At 70.3% G+C, this 14797-nt stretch carries 13 protein-coding genes; 12 read left to right on the top strand and 1 reads right to left on the bottom strand.

All coding sequences use genetic code 11. From position 1 onward, the window contains the following. The first annotated feature begins 26 nt into the window (after positions 1 to 26). The 8 genes from coaA to tsaE all read left to right on the top strand — a co-directional run bounded on the left by coaA (position 27) and on the right by tsaE (position 10983). On the top strand, positions 27 to 980 hold the full coding sequence (coaA, locus tag DEU35_RS03740; RefSeq protein ID WP_103206723.1) for a type I pantothenate kinase: 954 nt from the start codon (positions 27 to 29) through the stop codon (positions 978 to 980). A 363-nt stretch (positions 981 to 1343) separates the two neighbouring features. Then, entirely contained in the window at positions 1344 to 5147 is a 3804-nt protein-coding gene (locus DEU35_RS03735; RefSeq protein WP_116238655.1) for a choice-of-anchor G family protein, read from the top strand. 80 nt (positions 5148 to 5227) lie between these two features. Then, positions 5228 to 5959 (top strand): DUF5819 family protein, encoded by a 732-nt coding sequence (locus tag DEU35_RS03730; RefSeq protein ID WP_103206722.1) that lies wholly within the window; start codon positions 5228 to 5230, stop codon positions 5957 to 5959. After that, positions 5956 to 6993: an HTTM domain-containing protein gene (locus DEU35_RS03725; RefSeq protein ID WP_116238654.1), complete on the top strand. Its 1038-nt coding sequence runs from the start codon at positions 5956 to 5958 to the stop codon at positions 6991 to 6993. The genes DEU35_RS03730 and DEU35_RS03725 overlap by 4 nt, the downstream gene beginning before the upstream one ends. 10 nt (positions 6994 to 7003) lie before the next feature. Then, positions 7004 to 8854: a glutamine--fructose-6-phosphate transaminase (isomerizing) gene (glmS, locus tag DEU35_RS03720; protein ID WP_103206720.1), complete on the top strand. Its 1851-nt coding sequence runs from the start codon at positions 7004 to 7006 to the stop codon at positions 8852 to 8854. 103 nt (positions 8855 to 8957) lie between these two features. Beyond that, positions 8958 to 9365 (top strand): holo-ACP synthase, encoded by a 408-nt coding sequence (locus DEU35_RS03715; RefSeq protein ID WP_103206719.1) that lies wholly within the window; start codon positions 8958 to 8960, stop codon positions 9363 to 9365. Then, entirely contained in the window at positions 9362 to 10483 is a 1122-nt protein-coding gene (gene alr, locus DEU35_RS03710) for an alanine racemase (protein ID WP_181904564.1), read from the top strand. The genes DEU35_RS03715 and alr overlap by 4 nt, the downstream gene beginning before the upstream one ends. Continuing rightward, positions 10480 to 10983 (top strand): tRNA (adenosine(37)-N6)-threonylcarbamoyltransferase complex ATPase subunit type 1 TsaE, encoded by a 504-nt coding sequence (gene tsaE / locus DEU35_RS03705; protein WP_371861576.1) that lies wholly within the window; start codon positions 10480 to 10482, stop codon positions 10981 to 10983. The genes alr and tsaE overlap by 4 nt, the downstream gene beginning before the upstream one ends. Here tsaE and DEU35_RS03700 read toward each other — a convergent pair. Next, complete coding sequence (locus tag DEU35_RS03700) at positions 10961 to 11929, bottom strand: alpha/beta fold hydrolase (protein ID WP_103206718.1); 969 nt, start codon at positions 11927 to 11929, stop codon at positions 10961 to 10963. The genes tsaE and DEU35_RS03700 overlap by 23 nt on opposite strands. A gap of 65 nt (positions 11930 to 11994) precedes the next feature. Between DEU35_RS03700 and tsaB the strand changes: the two genes are divergently transcribed. Genes tsaB through DEU35_RS03680 form a run of 4 tightly spaced genes read left to right on the top strand, consistent with a single transcriptional unit; the run spans position 11995 to position 14793 of the window. Further along, positions 11995 to 12627: a tRNA (adenosine(37)-N6)-threonylcarbamoyltransferase complex dimerization subunit type 1 TsaB gene (tsaB, locus tag DEU35_RS03695; protein ID WP_103206717.1), complete on the top strand. Its 633-nt coding sequence runs from the start codon at positions 11995 to 11997 to the stop codon at positions 12625 to 12627. Continuing rightward, the gene (gene rimI / locus DEU35_RS03690) at positions 12627 to 13232 is read left to right on the top strand and encodes a ribosomal protein S18-alanine N-acetyltransferase (protein ID WP_116238653.1); all 606 of its coding nucleotides are present in this window, start codon (positions 12627 to 12629) and stop codon (positions 13230 to 13232) included. The genes tsaB and rimI overlap by 1 nt, the downstream gene beginning before the upstream one ends. Further along, positions 13232 to 14332 carry a tRNA (adenosine(37)-N6)-threonylcarbamoyltransferase complex transferase subunit TsaD gene (gene tsaD / locus DEU35_RS03685; RefSeq protein ID WP_116238652.1) on the top strand — a complete coding sequence of 367 codons (1101 nt, stop codon included), beginning with the start codon at positions 13232 to 13234 and terminating at the stop codon, positions 14330 to 14332. The genes rimI and tsaD overlap by 1 nt, the downstream gene beginning before the upstream one ends. After that, the gene (locus tag DEU35_RS03680) at positions 14329 to 14793 is read left to right on the top strand and encodes a hypothetical protein (RefSeq protein ID WP_103206714.1); all 465 of its coding nucleotides are present in this window, start codon (positions 14329 to 14331) and stop codon (positions 14791 to 14793) included. The genes tsaD and DEU35_RS03680 overlap by 4 nt, the downstream gene beginning before the upstream one ends. The last annotated feature ends 4 nt before the right edge of the window (positions 14794 to 14797 follow it).

Genomic DNA, 14797 nt, shown 5'->3' with positions numbered 1-14797 from the left:
GGGAGAGGGGCGGGTAGCATGAGCGAGTGTCCGCCGCTGAGACCGCAGCTCCCGCGCCGTCGCTGAGCCCTTACCGTCAGATCGATCGCGACGATTGGGCTCGTCTGGCCGGCGGGCTGGAGCAGCCGCTGACCGAGAACGAGATCGTGCAGCTGCGCGGCATCGGCGACCGACTGGACCCTCGCGAGGTCGCCGAGGTCTACCTGCCGCTGAGTCGTCTGCTGAGTCTGTATGCGCGGGCGACGCGTCGACTCGGCGCCGACACGAGCACCTTCTTGGGCGAGCCGGACGCGACGACTCCGTTCGTCATCGGAGTAGCGGGATCGGTGGCGGTGGGCAAGTCGACGATCGCGCGGCTGCTGCGCGAGCTGATGAGCCGCTGGCCCGACACCCCCCGAGTGGAGCTGGTGACCACCGACGGCTTCCTCTACTCGAACGCCGAGCTCGAACGGCGCGGCCTCATGGACCGCAAGGGCTTTCCTGAGTCATACGACCGTCGAGCGCTCGTGGAGTTCCTCAGCGAGGTGAAGTCGGGAGCAGAAGAAGCGCGGGCTCCCTTCTACTCGCACGTGCGGTACGACATCATGCCGGACGCGCACGTCACGGTGCATCGTCCCGACGTCGTCATCGTCGAGGGGCTGAACGTGCTGCAGCCGCCGCCCTCGCCGAACGAGGTCGCGGTGAGTGACCTGTTCGACTTCTCGATCTACGTCGATGCGGACGCGGCGCACATCGAGCGCTGGTACGTCGATCGCTTCCTCGCCCTGCGCGACAACGCCTTCACCAATCCGACCTCGTTCTTCAAGGTGTTCGCCGATATCAGCGACGAAGAGGCCGTCGAGCGCGCGCTCGGCTACTGGCGCGAGATCAACCTGCCGAACCTCGAAGAGAACGTGCTGCCCACGCGCCACCGCGCCAAGCTCGTCCTGCAGAAGGGTGCGGACCACACCGTCGAGACGGTGCTGCTGCGCAAGCTCTGAGCATTCCGACGCCGGTGCGGCCGCAGTAGTGGCTCGGTAGTGCCAGGGGCTACCGGCATCCGCGTGTTCTCGCGGTTCTTCGAGCCCGCCGTGCGGGTGAGCCGCACCGCTCCCGTATCTGATGACGAGCGCGCGGAGGTCCGCAGTACTGGGTGTTCGGACCCGTAGCGATCCCCGTAGCCCGGCATGTTCTCAGCGTTCTCATAGCGCTTTTAAATGATCCGTACGGCTGTCGGAAGGCCGCAGAGGGCGCTGCACACGCGCGTCCCGAGCACCAGGTACAGGAGTGTTTCTATGGATCGCGCGAATCAGGGGACGTCCGGGTCATCGCCCGGGCGGGCCGGGTCACGGAGAAGGAGCGCGGTGTGGACGCGCTCGCGGATCGGACGGGCGTCGGTCAAGACGGCCGCGGCGGTGGGGGCCGCCTCTCTCAGCTTGTTCGGCGGCGTCACCGCCGCGAACGCCGCCCCCGGTGACGTCTCCAACGCCTCGGGGACCTTCCTCGGCGGGTCGATCCTGAGCCTCATCGACCTTGACGACGTGGTCCTGCTCGAAGGGGCCACGGCCACCAACGGGGGCACCGAGGAGACGGTGACCGACTACAACACGCTCGACCTGACCGCGGTGGGCGTCGTGAACGTCACCGCTCCGGGCGGCGTGCAGGTGCCGATCGACCTCGGCTCGCTCGGCGTCGTCGGCCAGTATGCCAGCGCCGACCCCGACGGCTCCTCGGTGGGGGCGTCCGGTGCCGTCGGCTCGGGCGGCATCATCGGTACGGGCGCTCCGGCAACCGGCCCGTTGAGTCTCAGCCTCGGCGGCGCCGTCGACACGCTCGCGGGATCCGTGGCCGCTGAACTGGTCGACGAGATCACCGGACTCGACCTCACGCTGGGTGCCGTGTCGGCACGGGCAGCGCAGGACGCGCCCGCCGACGCGACCAGCAGCTACACCATCGCGGGCGGACAGCTCGTCATCGACAGCGCCACCCTCTCTGCGCTGACCGCAGAGCTGAACACCGCGGTCGGGGGACTGCAGGCCTCGCTCGACAACGTGGACGGCCTCGTCAACGGTGGCGTCGCGAGCGTCCTGGGGGCACTCGGGGTTCAGGCCAACCTGTCGGTGGGCACGACCAGCCTCACCGGCGCGATCAGCGGCCTGCTGACCGGGCAGATCACCTCCGACGAGTACCCGGGCGTCGTCATCGACCTGGGCACGGGCGAGATCATCGTCGACCTTGACGAGATCGGCCGCCTGAACAACCTTCCCGCAGGGGCAGAACTCCTCGGTGCGCAGACGCTGCCGTACATCCAAGATGCCGTCGTGGATGCCGTCACGGGCCTCACCGATCGCATCGACACGGCCGTCCTCAACGCCGTGCGCGGCATCTCGGTCACCGGGGGGGTCGTCATCCCGCCGATCCTCATCACCCCGCAGGTTCCTGTGCTGAGCGTGAACACCACGATCGGCCAACTGCTCGATGGGGACACCTCCGGCATCGTCGTGCTCGGCGGGATCACGCTCCCCGTGGGACTCGGCGCCGTCGCCGGCGCGATCCTCGCACCCGTGCAGGCCATCGTCGCCAATGTCGGTGCCGCGGTCGACGTCGTGGTCACCCCGGTGACGACCGTCCTCTCGCCCGCGCTGGGGACGGTTCTGCCGGCAGTCGCCAGCGTCACGGTCAACAACCAGTCGACGAGCGCCGAGGGTGTCTTCTCGATCACGGGAGCTATCATCACGGTGCTGCCCGGTTCGATCGCGACGACCATCGAACTGGCCAACGCCACGGTCGGCCCCAACGCACTCGACGACAACGCCGACGTGTCGATCACGACGCCCGAGACCGGCGATGAGTTCGTCGTTCCCGGACCGGACGACGTGTCGGATGTGACGGTCACCGGAACCGGCGAGCCCGACGCGGTCATCACCGTCTCGATCCCCGGTCAGGAGGACCAGGTCGTCACGGTGACTCCGCAGGGGACGTGGACGGCGGTCTTCACGGATCTGCCCGTCGGCGACTACACCGCCACGGCCACACAGGACGCCGACGGCACCACCGCGACGGTCGACTTCTCGGTCGTCGAGGCGCCCGATGTGGTCATCACCGCTCCGACACCCGACCAGATCTTCGTGGTCCCCGGGGTCGACGTCACGACCGACGTGACCGTCACCGGAACCGGTTTCCCGGGCTCGAACGTCGACGTCGAAATCGGCGGGACGATCCAGACGGTCCCGGTGGGACCGGAGGGAACCTGGACCGCGACGTTCACCGACCTGCCGATCGGCGACTACAGCATCACCGCGACCCAGGAGTTCGATGGATCGACCGACACGGTGGACTTCTCGATCGCCGAGACGCCCGACGTCGTGATCGAGGAGCCGGTCGACGGCACCGAGATCGCCATCGGCCAGATCGACGGCGTCGCCACGGTGACCGTCTCGGGAACTGCCTCGCCGGACGCGACCGTCACGGTCGAGCTCGACAACGGCGCCACGGAGACCACCACCGCGGCCGCCGACGGCACGTGGAGCGTGGATTTCGCCGATCTGCCCATCGCCGACTACACGGCGACGGCGACCCAGGATGCCGACGACTCGGTGGACACCGTCTCGTTCAGCGTCGTGCTCGCCGAGGCCGTGGAGATCACGGCGCCGATCGCCGGCACGGAGTACGAGGTCGGCGAGCCGGACGCGACGCGCTCGGTGACCGTGACCGGTACCGGCCAGGCCGGTGCCGAGGTCACCGTCTCGGTCCCGACTCTCGGTGCGCAGACGACGACCGTCACCAGCGCAGGTCTCTGGTCGGTCGTCTTCGCGGACGTCCCCGTGGGCGACTTCTCGGTGACGGCGGTGCAGGACATCGACGGCTCGATCGCCACGACGTCGTTCTCGGTGACCGCGGTCGCCGCGGATGCCGACGCTGACGTGCTCGATGCGGATGTCCTGGACATCGACGCGGATGCTGACGTGCTCGATGCGGACGCTGACGTGCTCGATATCGACGCGGATGCCGATGTGCTCGACGCGGATGCTGACGTGCTGGACATCGACGCCGACGCTGACGTTCTCGACGCCGACGCCGATGTGCTCGATATCGACGCGGATGCCGATGTGCTCGACGCGGACGCCGACGTGCTGGACATCGACGCCGACGTGGCCGACATCGACATCGTCGACGCGGATGCCGATGTGCTCGATGCGGACGCCGACGTGCTGGACATCGACGCCGACGTGGCCGACATCGACATCGTCGACGCGGATGCCGATGTGCTCGATGCGGACGCCGACGTGCTGGACATCGACGCCGACGTGGCCGACATCGACATCGTCGACGCGGACGCCGATGTGCTCGATGCGGACGCCGATGTGCTCGATATCGACGCGGATGCCGATGTGCTCGACGCGGACGCCGACGTGCTGGACATCGATGCCGACGTGGCCGACATCGACATCGTCGACGCGGACGCCGACGTGCTCGACGCCGACGCCGACGCGCTGGATATCGACGCGGACGTGCTGGATATCGACGCTGACGTTCTCGATGCCGACGCTGACGTGCTCGACGCGGATGCCGACGTGCTGGACATCGACGCCGACGCCGACGCCGACGCCGACGTTCTCGATGCGGACGCGACGGATGCGGACGCGACGGATGCGGACGCGACGGATGCTGACGCGACGGATGCTGACGCGACCGATGCCGACGCGACCGACGGTGACGTCACCGTACAGGCCCGTGCCGACGTCCTCCTTCCGCAGATCGTTCGGGGGATCGGCGTCAGCCAGACCGTGGTCGTCCAGGGCTTCCAGCCCGGGGAGACGGTCTCGGCGACGGTGAACTCCACGCCGTTCGAGCTCGCCCCGGTCACCGCTGATGCAGAAGGCTCGGCGCGCATGACCTTCGAGGTCGGTGCCGACTTCGAACTCGGCGCCCACCGGGTGGAGGTACGCGGTTCGGTCACGGGTGAACTCCCGACCGAGCGGGAGAACACCGCCTTCACCGTGACGGCGCAGCCCGCCGCCGCGGGGAACGGCGGGGGCTCGTCCCTCCCGGCCACCGGCGTGGACCTGAACGGACCTCTCGTCGGCGGCCTCGCAGCAGCACTGATCGTGGCCGGTGCGACTCTGTGGACCCTGCGTCGACGGAGCACCAGCGGAGAGCAGCGCTGACGATGACCACCACGGCGGAGGAAGCACCCGCATCGGGGGTGTCGGACGGGCCTTCCTCCGCCCGGCGGTCGGGTGGGGTCATGGCGGCGGTCGCCGCCGCCATGACCCTGGCCATCGTCCTCGGCTACGCCTTCGTGGCAGTGTCGTTCACCATCCCTTCGAGCCCGACGCGTCCCGCCGTGTCGGCAGCCTTCTCTCCGTACTTCACGCAGCGGTGGAACGTGTTCGCGCCGAACATCATGAAGGTCAACCGCTCGCTCCAGATCCAGGTGCAGTGGCGCGAGGACGGCGAGCTCCAGCGCAGCGAGTGGGTCGACGTCACCGACGCGGAGTTCTCCGCGGCGCGCGGCATCCCGACGCCGTCTCGGATTTCGAAGAACAGCTTCAACGCCGCCCAGGCCTACCTGACGCGGTATCAGGCGCTCAGCGCGGAGCAGCGGGACCGGGTGCGCGATACCTTCATCCGTCGCGTCAACGATGGGGCGTTCGCGCCGATGGATCCGTCGGCCCTGCTCGAAGAGATCGACGGTCTCGGGGGCAGTCGTGCGGCGTTGGTGAGCTACCTGAGGTACGACTACATGCTCGTCCGTTTCGCCTCCGCCTTCGGCAGCGCGTACTTCGATCGCGATGTCGAGCGCGTCCGGTGGCGTATCGAGCACGATCGGCCGAACGACTTCCTGCATCGCTTCGATGCGGAGCGGCAGACGGAACCGTCGTACACGACATTCGGGTGGCGACAGCCGGCGGTCGCTCCGTCCGACGAGGTGCAGGCCATCTACGACGAGGTCATCGAGAGGTACACGGGACGATGAGCCGAGCGGCATCCGTCGACGAGGAACGACCCGTCGAGACCCTGAGCCTGCGGAAGCGATTCGCCCCCGCGACGCTATGGCCCCGCCTGCAGGACTGGCTGACCGCGCGGAAGCACTCCACGATCGGGTTCTCGGTCCTGCGTGTGCTGTTCGGCGTCTCGATGCTGATCGTGCTCGTTCCGAGCTACGCCGACCGCCACTATCTCTGGGGTGCGGGAGCCTGGTGGGTCGACCCCGAGGCCGACCGCCGGGGGTGGTGGGAACCGTTGCGCCTGCTGTTCCCCAAAGACAACGCGCTCGTCTTCGACCTCTCGTTCCACGTGCTGCTCGCGCTCGCGGTCCTGTTCGTGGTGGGCTTCCAGACGCGGTGGGTGACTCCGGTGCTGCTGGTGTTCTGGGTGGGGCTGTCGACGAACAGCACGCTGCTCGGCAACGGCGGCGACACGCTCATGAGGATCGTGCTCTTCTTCGTCGTCTTCGCCGACCTCAGCCGGCATCTCTCGGTCGATGCGTGGATCCGACGGCGCCGCGGCATCCGCCCCTCGCATCGTGCCGGACGGATGCCGACCTGGGTGCCGCCGTGGCTGGGTATCTGGACCCATAACACGGTGCTCATCCTCTGCGTGTTCCAGATCCTGCTCGTCTACCTCGTCTCGAGTTTGCTGAAGTTCCAGGGCGAGGAATGGCTGAACGGGACGGCGATCTACTACGCGCTGAGCATCGAACAGTTCCACGTGCTCCCCGCGCTCAGCCAGCTCGCGTGGCAGTCGGCGCCGGTCGTGGCGCTGGCGACCTGGGCGGCGCTGTGGGTGCAGATGCTGTTCCCCGTGCTCATCCTGTGGAAGCCGACGCGCTACGCCGCGGTGCTGGTGATCACGGGGATGCACCTGAGCATCGCAATCCTGCTCGGGCTCTGGCCCTTCTCGCTCGCGATGATCGCGCTCGACCTCCTGCTGGTCCGGGACGGGTCGTGGAATCGCCTGGGCGCGCGGCTCGGGGCGCTGCGGAGGGGTTTGCTCAGCCCCGCCACGTAGACTCGAACCCATGTGCGGAATCATCGGTTATGTGGGTCCTCGGCAGAGCCAGGACATCCTTCTGGCGGGTCTGTCGCGTCTGGAGTACCGGGGGTACGACTCCGCCGGCATCGCCGTGATCGACGGCGACGGACAGCTCGACATGCGCAAGCGCGCGGGGAAGCTCGCCGTTCTGCGTGACGACCTCGAGTCCACGCCCATGCCGAACGGCACCACCGGCATCGGCCACACCCGCTGGGCGACGCACGGCGGCCCCACCGACGCCAACGCCCACCCGCACCTGGCCGACGACGACAAGCTCGCCGTCATCCACAACGGCATCATCGAGAACTTCGCCGAGCTCAAGAGCGAGCTCGTCGGCGACGGTTTCGCGTTCCGCAGCGAGACCGACACCGAGGTCGCCGCGGTCATGATCGGCCGCGAGTACGCGCGAACCAAGGATCTGGTGCAGGCGTTCCGCTCGGTCGTCTCGCGCCTCGAGGGGGCCTACACGCTCCTCGCCATGCACGAGGACCACCCCGGCCTGGTCGTGGGAGCGCGTCGCAACTCCCCGCTCGTGATCGGTCTCGGCGAGGGCGAGAACTTCCTCGGCTCCGATGTCGCCGCCTTCGTGGAGCACACGCGCAACGCGCTGGCGATCGGCCAGGACGAGATCGTGGCCATCACCCCCGAGGGCGTCGAGGTCACCGACTTCTCGGGCGCCCCCGTCGAGGTCGAGGCCTTCGAGGTCACCTGGGACGCCTCGGCCGCCGAGAAGGGCGGCTGGTCGTCGTTCATGGCCAAGGAGGTCTCCGAAGAGCCCGAGGCCGTCGCGAACACCATCCGCGGCCGCATCCACGAGGGCCGCGTCGAGATTCCCGAACTCGACGGCATGGACGACTTCCTCGCCGACATCGATCGCATCCTCGTCATCGCCTGCGGTACCGCCGCCTATGCCGGCATGGTCGGCAAGTACGCCCTCGAGACCTGGACACGCGTTCCGGTCGACGTCGAACTGGCGCACGAGTTCCGCTATCGCAACCCCGTGCTCACCCCTCGCACGCTGGTCGTCTCGATCAGCCAGTCGGGCGAGACCATGGACACCCTCATGGCTGTCAAGTACGCCCGTTCGCGCGGCGCGAAGACCCTGTCGATCTGCAACACCCAGGGTGCGACGATCCCGCGCGAGTCCGATGCGATCGTCTACACGCACGCCGGCCCCGAGGTCGCCGTCGCCTCGACGAAGGCGTTCGTCGCCCAGATCACCGCCCTGTACCTGCTGGCTCTGCACGTGGGTCGTGTGCGCGGCGCGGTCGACCCCATGGTCGCCGTCGAGGCCGTCACCGAGCTCGAAGCCGTGCCCGGCAAGATCGCCCGCGTGCTCGAGACCGAGCAGGCCCGCATCGAGCAGCTCGCGCACTGGATGGCCGACACCCGTTCGGTGCTGTTCCTCGGACGCAACGTCGGATACCCGATCGCGCTCGAGGGGGCGCTCAAGCTCAAGGAGCTGGCCTACATCCACGCCGAGGGCTTCGCGGCCGGCGAGCTCAAGCACGGCCCCATCGCGCTGATCGAACCCGGTCAGCCGGTCTTCGTCGTCGTTCCCAGTCCGCGCGGCTCGGGCGAGATGCACAAGAAGGTCGTCTCGAACATCGAGGAGATCCGCGCCCGCGGCGCTCGCGTCATCGCGATCGCCGAGGAGGGCGACGTCGCGGTGCTCCCCGCTGCCGACGAGGTCCTGCGCATCCCACTGGCCGCGCCCCTGTTCGAGCCGCTCCTTGCCGTGGTGCCGCTGCACATCTTCGCGATGGGCCTGGCCGAGGCGAAGGGCCTCGACGTGGACCAGCCGCGCAACCTCGCCAAGTCGGTGACGGTCGAGTAGGTCTCGCATCGAAGGGGCCGGATGCCGTGGCATCCGGCCCCTTCGTCGTCTCGGTGTCGGCGAGCACCGGCAGAATAAGAGGGATGCCAGGAGGGGAGCGCGCATGATCGTCGGTATCGGCGTCGACCTCGTCGACGTTCCGCGGTTCGAGGAGCACGTGCGGCGCACCCCTCGGCTGGTTCCCCGCCTGTTCTCGGTGGGCGAGCGCACGCTGAAGCCCCGCTCCCTCGCGGCGCGCTATGCGGCGAAGGAAGCCCTGATCAAGGCGCTCGGCGGCTCCGACGGCGTGCACTGGACCGACATCGAGGTCACGTCGGAGCCGTCGGGGCGACCGGTCTTCTCGCTCAGCGGCGAGACGGCCGCCACGGTCGCTCGGCGGGGGATCACGGCCCTGCACCTGTCGATGTCGCACGATGCGGGGCTCGCCACGGCGTATGTCGTCGCCGAGTCCCTTCCCGGCACTGAGGTGCCGGCATCCGCGATCCCGCCCCTCCGAGAGGACGACGCATGACGATGGCACCGGGAGTGCTGCGCGAGGCGGCGGTCGACGTCGACGCGATCACCGAGAACGTGCGCCACCTGCGCGCGCTGACAGGGTCCGAGATCATCGCGGTCGTCAAGGCCGCGGGCTACGGACACGGGGCGCACCGTGCCGCCGTCGCGGCGCTTCGCGGGGGTGCGACGCGCATCGGCGTGTCCGACATCGATGAGGCGCTGGCCCTGCGGCGTGCCGGCATCACCGCGCCGCTCTTCGCGTGGTTGCACGCCCCGGGCGCGTCGTTCGCCGAGGCCGTGCGCGAGGAGATCGAGCTCGGTATCTCCGACATCGACCAGCTCTTTCGTGCGGCTGAGGCCGCCCACGGCGAGCAGTCCGCGGCCGTGCACCTGAAGATCGAGACCGGGCTGTCGCGTAACGGGATCGCCCCCGCCGACTGGCGCACGGTGTTCTCCGAGGCCGCGCGTCTCGAACGCATCGGTCGGCTGCGCGTGGTCGGGCTGTTCTCGCACCTGTCGAACACGAGCGAGGCCGACGACCGTGCCGCTCTCGCCCGGTTCGAAGAGGGAGTGGTGCTCGCGGCATCCGTCGGCCTCACTCCGCCGCTGCGGCACATCGCGGCCACGAACGCGGCGATCGCGCTGCCGGAGGCCCGGCTCGGGTGCGTGCGGATCGGTATCGGTCTCTACGGCATCTCCCCCTTCGGCGACCGCTCGTCGGCCGACCTGGGCCTGCGTCCGGCGATGACCCTGCGTGGCGCGGTCGCGGCGGTCCGGCGGGTCCCCGCGGGCACGGGGGTGTCGTACGGGTACGACTACCGCACCGAGCGTGAGACGACGCTCGCGCTGATCCCGCTCGGTTACGCCGACGGTGTGCCGCGGCAGGCGTCGGGCCGGGGACCCGTCTCGATCAACGGCCGTCGGTTCCGCGTCGCCGGACGGATCGCCATGGATCAATTCGTCGTCGACGTGGGCGACCACCCGGTCGCCGTGGGGGATGAGGCCGTCCTCTTCGGCGACCCGACTCTGGGTGTGCCCTCGGCGCGCGACTGGGCGGACGCCGCCGACACCATCGACTACGAGATCGTCACGCGCGTGGGTGCCCGCGTGCCCCGACGGGAGGTTCGCGCGTGAGTGTTCCCGACGCACTGCTCGGCGAGCGGGTCATCGACGGCCCGAGCGACATGGAAGAACTGGGCCGGCGGATCGGTCGCGATCTCGCCCCCGGCGACGTGGTCGTGCTGACCGGGCCCCTCGGCGCGGGCAAGACGACCCTGACCCGGGGAATCGGCGAGGGGCTCCGCATCCGCGGGCCCGTCCAGAGCCCCACCTTCGTGATCGCCCGCACGCACCCGTCGCTCGTCGGGGGAACGCCGCTCGTGCACGTCGACGCCTATCGTCTGGGGGCCGCGGTCGAGCTCGACGACCTCGACATCGACGTGGCGGGCTCTGCCGTGATCGTGGAGTGGGGGCGCGGCGTCGCCGAGTACCTCGCCGACGCGTGGTGGGAGATCGAGATCGACCGACAGGTCGGGGGACGCGGGGTCGACAACGCCTGCGGCGAGATCGCCGTGCACACCGTCGAGCTCGACGCCGACGCGCCGCGGAGGGTCACGATCTCGCGTCGCCCCTGAACCCCGCGCGACGGGCGAGAGGCGTGCGGGGGCGTTCTGCTCCCGCACGGATCGCGGGAGCACGGTCCGCCGCCCATACCGCGCGGAGGGCCCGGAGGGTCTCGACCGGCTGCTCGACGTGGGCGAAGTGCCCGCTGTCGTCGAGGACGCGGTCGTCGTAGTCGTGGATCAGGCGTTCCCACTCGCGGGCGTCGCGCTCGGCGACGAAGACGTCGTGCGCTCCGCGCACGCAGCGCACCGGGCATGCGATGCGGCGCCACACGCCGTCGTCGTGTGCGCGCGAGAGCCTGGCTGCCGCCAGAAAGGCTGCGGGGCGGATCTCGTCGGCGAGATCGTCGGTCACCGACCGGTCGATGTTCTGCGGATGCCGGAACAGAGGACGTGCCAGCCGGTGCAGGGCTCCTGTGCGGCGCAGCAGCTGCAGCAGCGGACGGGCGAGGGGGCCGAGGCCGCGCAGCACCCGCATCGCGAGCATCATCCCCGCCAGCCACGGCAGTCGCCGCGCGCTGCGCACGGGATGCCGGGCGATCGCTCGTGCCCCGGCACCGCTGGGCGAGACCACCCCCGCGGCGACGGTCTCGCGGGGGAAGCGCGCGGCGACGTCCAGAGCGATCACGCCGCCGAGGGAGTGCCCGACGACGCGCCACCGCGGATAGCCGAGCGCGCGGGCGACGGCCGCGACCGCCACGGCCATTTCGGCCGGCTCCGGCACGGGCCCCGGCGTCTCGCCCCAGCCCGGCAGATCGATCGCGACGATGTCGGACAGGGGCAGGCGCAGGCCGTCGGATGCCGCGATCATCGGAATCCAGGTGCGCCAGGAGCCCGCCGCCCCGTGCAGCAGGACGGTGGCCACGGGGCTTCCCGAACGTCGACCCGCGTGGACGACGAGCGGCGCCGCCCCGGTGGGGACGACGACGCGGCGCAGGCCGAGGGTGCTGGCATCCATGCCCCCTCTTCGGAGCGGAGGGCGGAGTCGGATGCCGCCGAGGAGCGGCCGGATACGCTGGAAGCGTGATTCTCGGCATCGACACGTCCCTCGGCACCGCCGTCGCCGCGATCGCCCGCGACGGGGAGGTGCTCGCCGACGAGCACAGCTCCAACCCGCTCGGCCACGCCGAGGTGATCGGCGACCTGCTGCGCCGGGCCACGGTCGCGACGCCCGCGCCCACGCACGTCGCGATCGGCATGGGGCCCGGCCCCTTCACCGGGTTGCGCGTGGGCATCGCCACCGCTCGCGTGTACGCACTCGGACGAGGCGTCCCGGTGGTCCCCGTGCCCAGCCACGACGGCATCGCCCTGGGACTCCTCCTTTCCGATGCCCTGACGGGAACGGACACGGGCCGCTTCGCCGTCGTCACCGACGCGCGGCGCAAGGAGTTCGCCTACAGCGTCTACGAGGGCATCGACGACGACGGCCTTCCCCTGCGGGTATCGGAGGCGCAGCTGTGCCCCCGTGACGACCTCGACTCTCGCCTCGACGCCGCGGGCGCCCGCCGCTACGACGCCACCACGGTGTCGGCGGCGATGATCGCGCTCGCCGCGGCGCGCGCCCTCGATGCCGACCGCACGCTCGCGGGTTCCGAGCCGCTGTACCTGCGCAGCCCCGACGTGGTCGCCGCGCACGCGCCGAAGAGGGTGAGCTGATGGTGACGCGCACGGCCACCGTCGATGACCTCGACGCCATCATGGCCCTCGAGCGCGCGTCATTCCCGACCGACGCGTGGAGTCCCGCGATGATGCGCGAAGAGCTCGCCTCGCCGCACGGCTGGTACGTCGTCGTCGAAGAGACGGGGCGGCTCGTCGGCTACGCGGGTCTGCGCGCGGTGCGCGGTGCTCGGGATGCCGACATCCAGACGATCGCCATCGCCGAGGCCGCGCGCGGCCGGGGGCGGGGGCGCGCCCTGCTGACGGCGCTGCTGGAGGAGGCGGTGCGCCGAGAGGTGCACGACGTGTTCCTCGAGGTGCGCGCCGACAATCCGACGGCACAGGAGCTGTACCTGTCGGAGGGGTTCGCCGAGGTCGGTCGCCGCCCCCGCTACTACCAGCCCGACGACGTCGACGCGATCGTCATGCGGCTCGACCTGCGCGGTTGGTCCGCGCGGCGTGCCGAGGCCGCGGATGGGGCGGCGCCCCGTGCCGCAGAATCGGACCGATCCCACGGAATCGGATCAGAGGCGTCGACCGATCCGCGTCCGGTGCACTCGTCCGAATCCGTGACATCCTCCACCTCCGGAAAGGGTTGGTGCTGATGGACGCGCCCCTCGTACTCGGTATCGAGACCAGCTGCGACGAGACCGGCATCGGCATCGTCCGCGGCCGACAGCTGCTCAGCAACACGATCGCCTCCAGCATGGACGAGCACGCCCGCTACGGCGGCGTCGTACCCGAGGTCGCCGCGCGAGCCCACCTCGAGGCGCTCCACCCCTCGATCGACGCGGCTCTCGCCGAAGCCGGCGTCACCCTGGCCGATCTCGACGCCGTGGCGGTGACGAGCGGTCCCGGCCTGGCCGGCGCGCTGATGGTCGGCGTGGGCGCGGCGAAGGGGCTCGCTGTCGCCCTCGACAAGCCCCTCTACGCGGTCAACCACTTGGTCGGACACATCGCCGCCGACATCCTCGACGCCGACGCGGGGGAGATCGAATACCCCACCGTCGCCCTGCTCGTCAGCGGCGGGCACACCTCCCTCTTACTGGTGCGCGACCTGACGAGCGACGTCGAGCTCCTCGGCGAGACGATGGATGACGCCGCGGGCGAGGCCTTCGACAAGGTCGCACGCCTGCTCGCGCTCCCGTACCCCGGCGGTCCTGAGATCGATCGGGCCGCGGCCGAGGGCGACCCCACCGCGATCCGCTTCCCGCGCGGGCTCTCACGGGCGTCCGACATGGCATCCCACCGCTACGACTTCTCGTTCTCGGGCCTGAAGACAGCCGTGGCGCGCTGGGTCGAGCAGCACGAGGCCGCGGGTGAACCGGTCCCGGTCGCCGATGTCGCCGCCTCGTTCCGTGAGGCCGTCGTCGACGTGCTCGTGACCAAGGCCCTCGACGCGTGTGCGCGTCACGGCGTTCCGCGTCTGCTGCTCGGCGGCGGCGTCGTCGCCAACAAGCGTCTGCGCGACGTCGCCCTCGAGCGCGCCGCGGCTGCGGGTGTGGCCGTGCGCATTCCGCCGCTGCGCCTGTGCACCGACAACGGCGCCATGATCGCCGCTCTCGCCGCCGAGCTCATCTCGTCGGGCCGTCGCCCCTCGACCCTCGCCTTCGGGGCGGATTCGACGCTCCCCGTGACCGAGATCCAGGTGGCGGAGGATCCGGATGCCGACATCCCGGTCCCGCGCGCAGGGACGACCCCGTGACCGACGCGCAGCCACCCACCCGGCGCGCGCGCAAGGCGGACGTCGGCCCCGCGGTCGACCTCCCTCCCGTGCCGCCCCTGCCCGACGACGTCCGGACAGCGGGCTCCGAGATGACGGCCCGCGAGATCGACGAGGATGTCGACGGCCGCCTGCCGACCGCCCAGCTCGAAATGGCGGCGTTCGGCGATCACCTGATCCCCTATGCCCCGCCCGTGCCCCCGACGCCGCCGTCCGTCGCGCCGTGGGCGCTCGGCGTGGCGATCATCGCGCTCGCGGCGGCGGTGTTCACCGGCTGGCTGCTTCCCATCGGGGTGATCGGTGCGGTCCTCGCCATCGTCTCGCTCCGGCGGGCGCATGACAGCCGTCGGGCCGCCGTCTGGGCGCTCGCGCTGTCTCTGCTCTCGGTCTCGTTCAGTGCCGGCTGGTTGATCTGGGGCTTCTCGCAGCTCGCCGTCGGGTGACCGG

The sequence above is a fragment of the Microbacterium sp. AG157 genome, from assembly GCF_003385695.1.
Lineage (GTDB): Bacteria > Actinomycetota > Actinomycetes > Actinomycetales > Microbacteriaceae > Microbacterium > Microbacterium testaceum.
The sequence above is the reverse complement of the archived record's forward strand: the minus strand, read 5'-3'. Positions and strand labels throughout refer to the sequence as shown.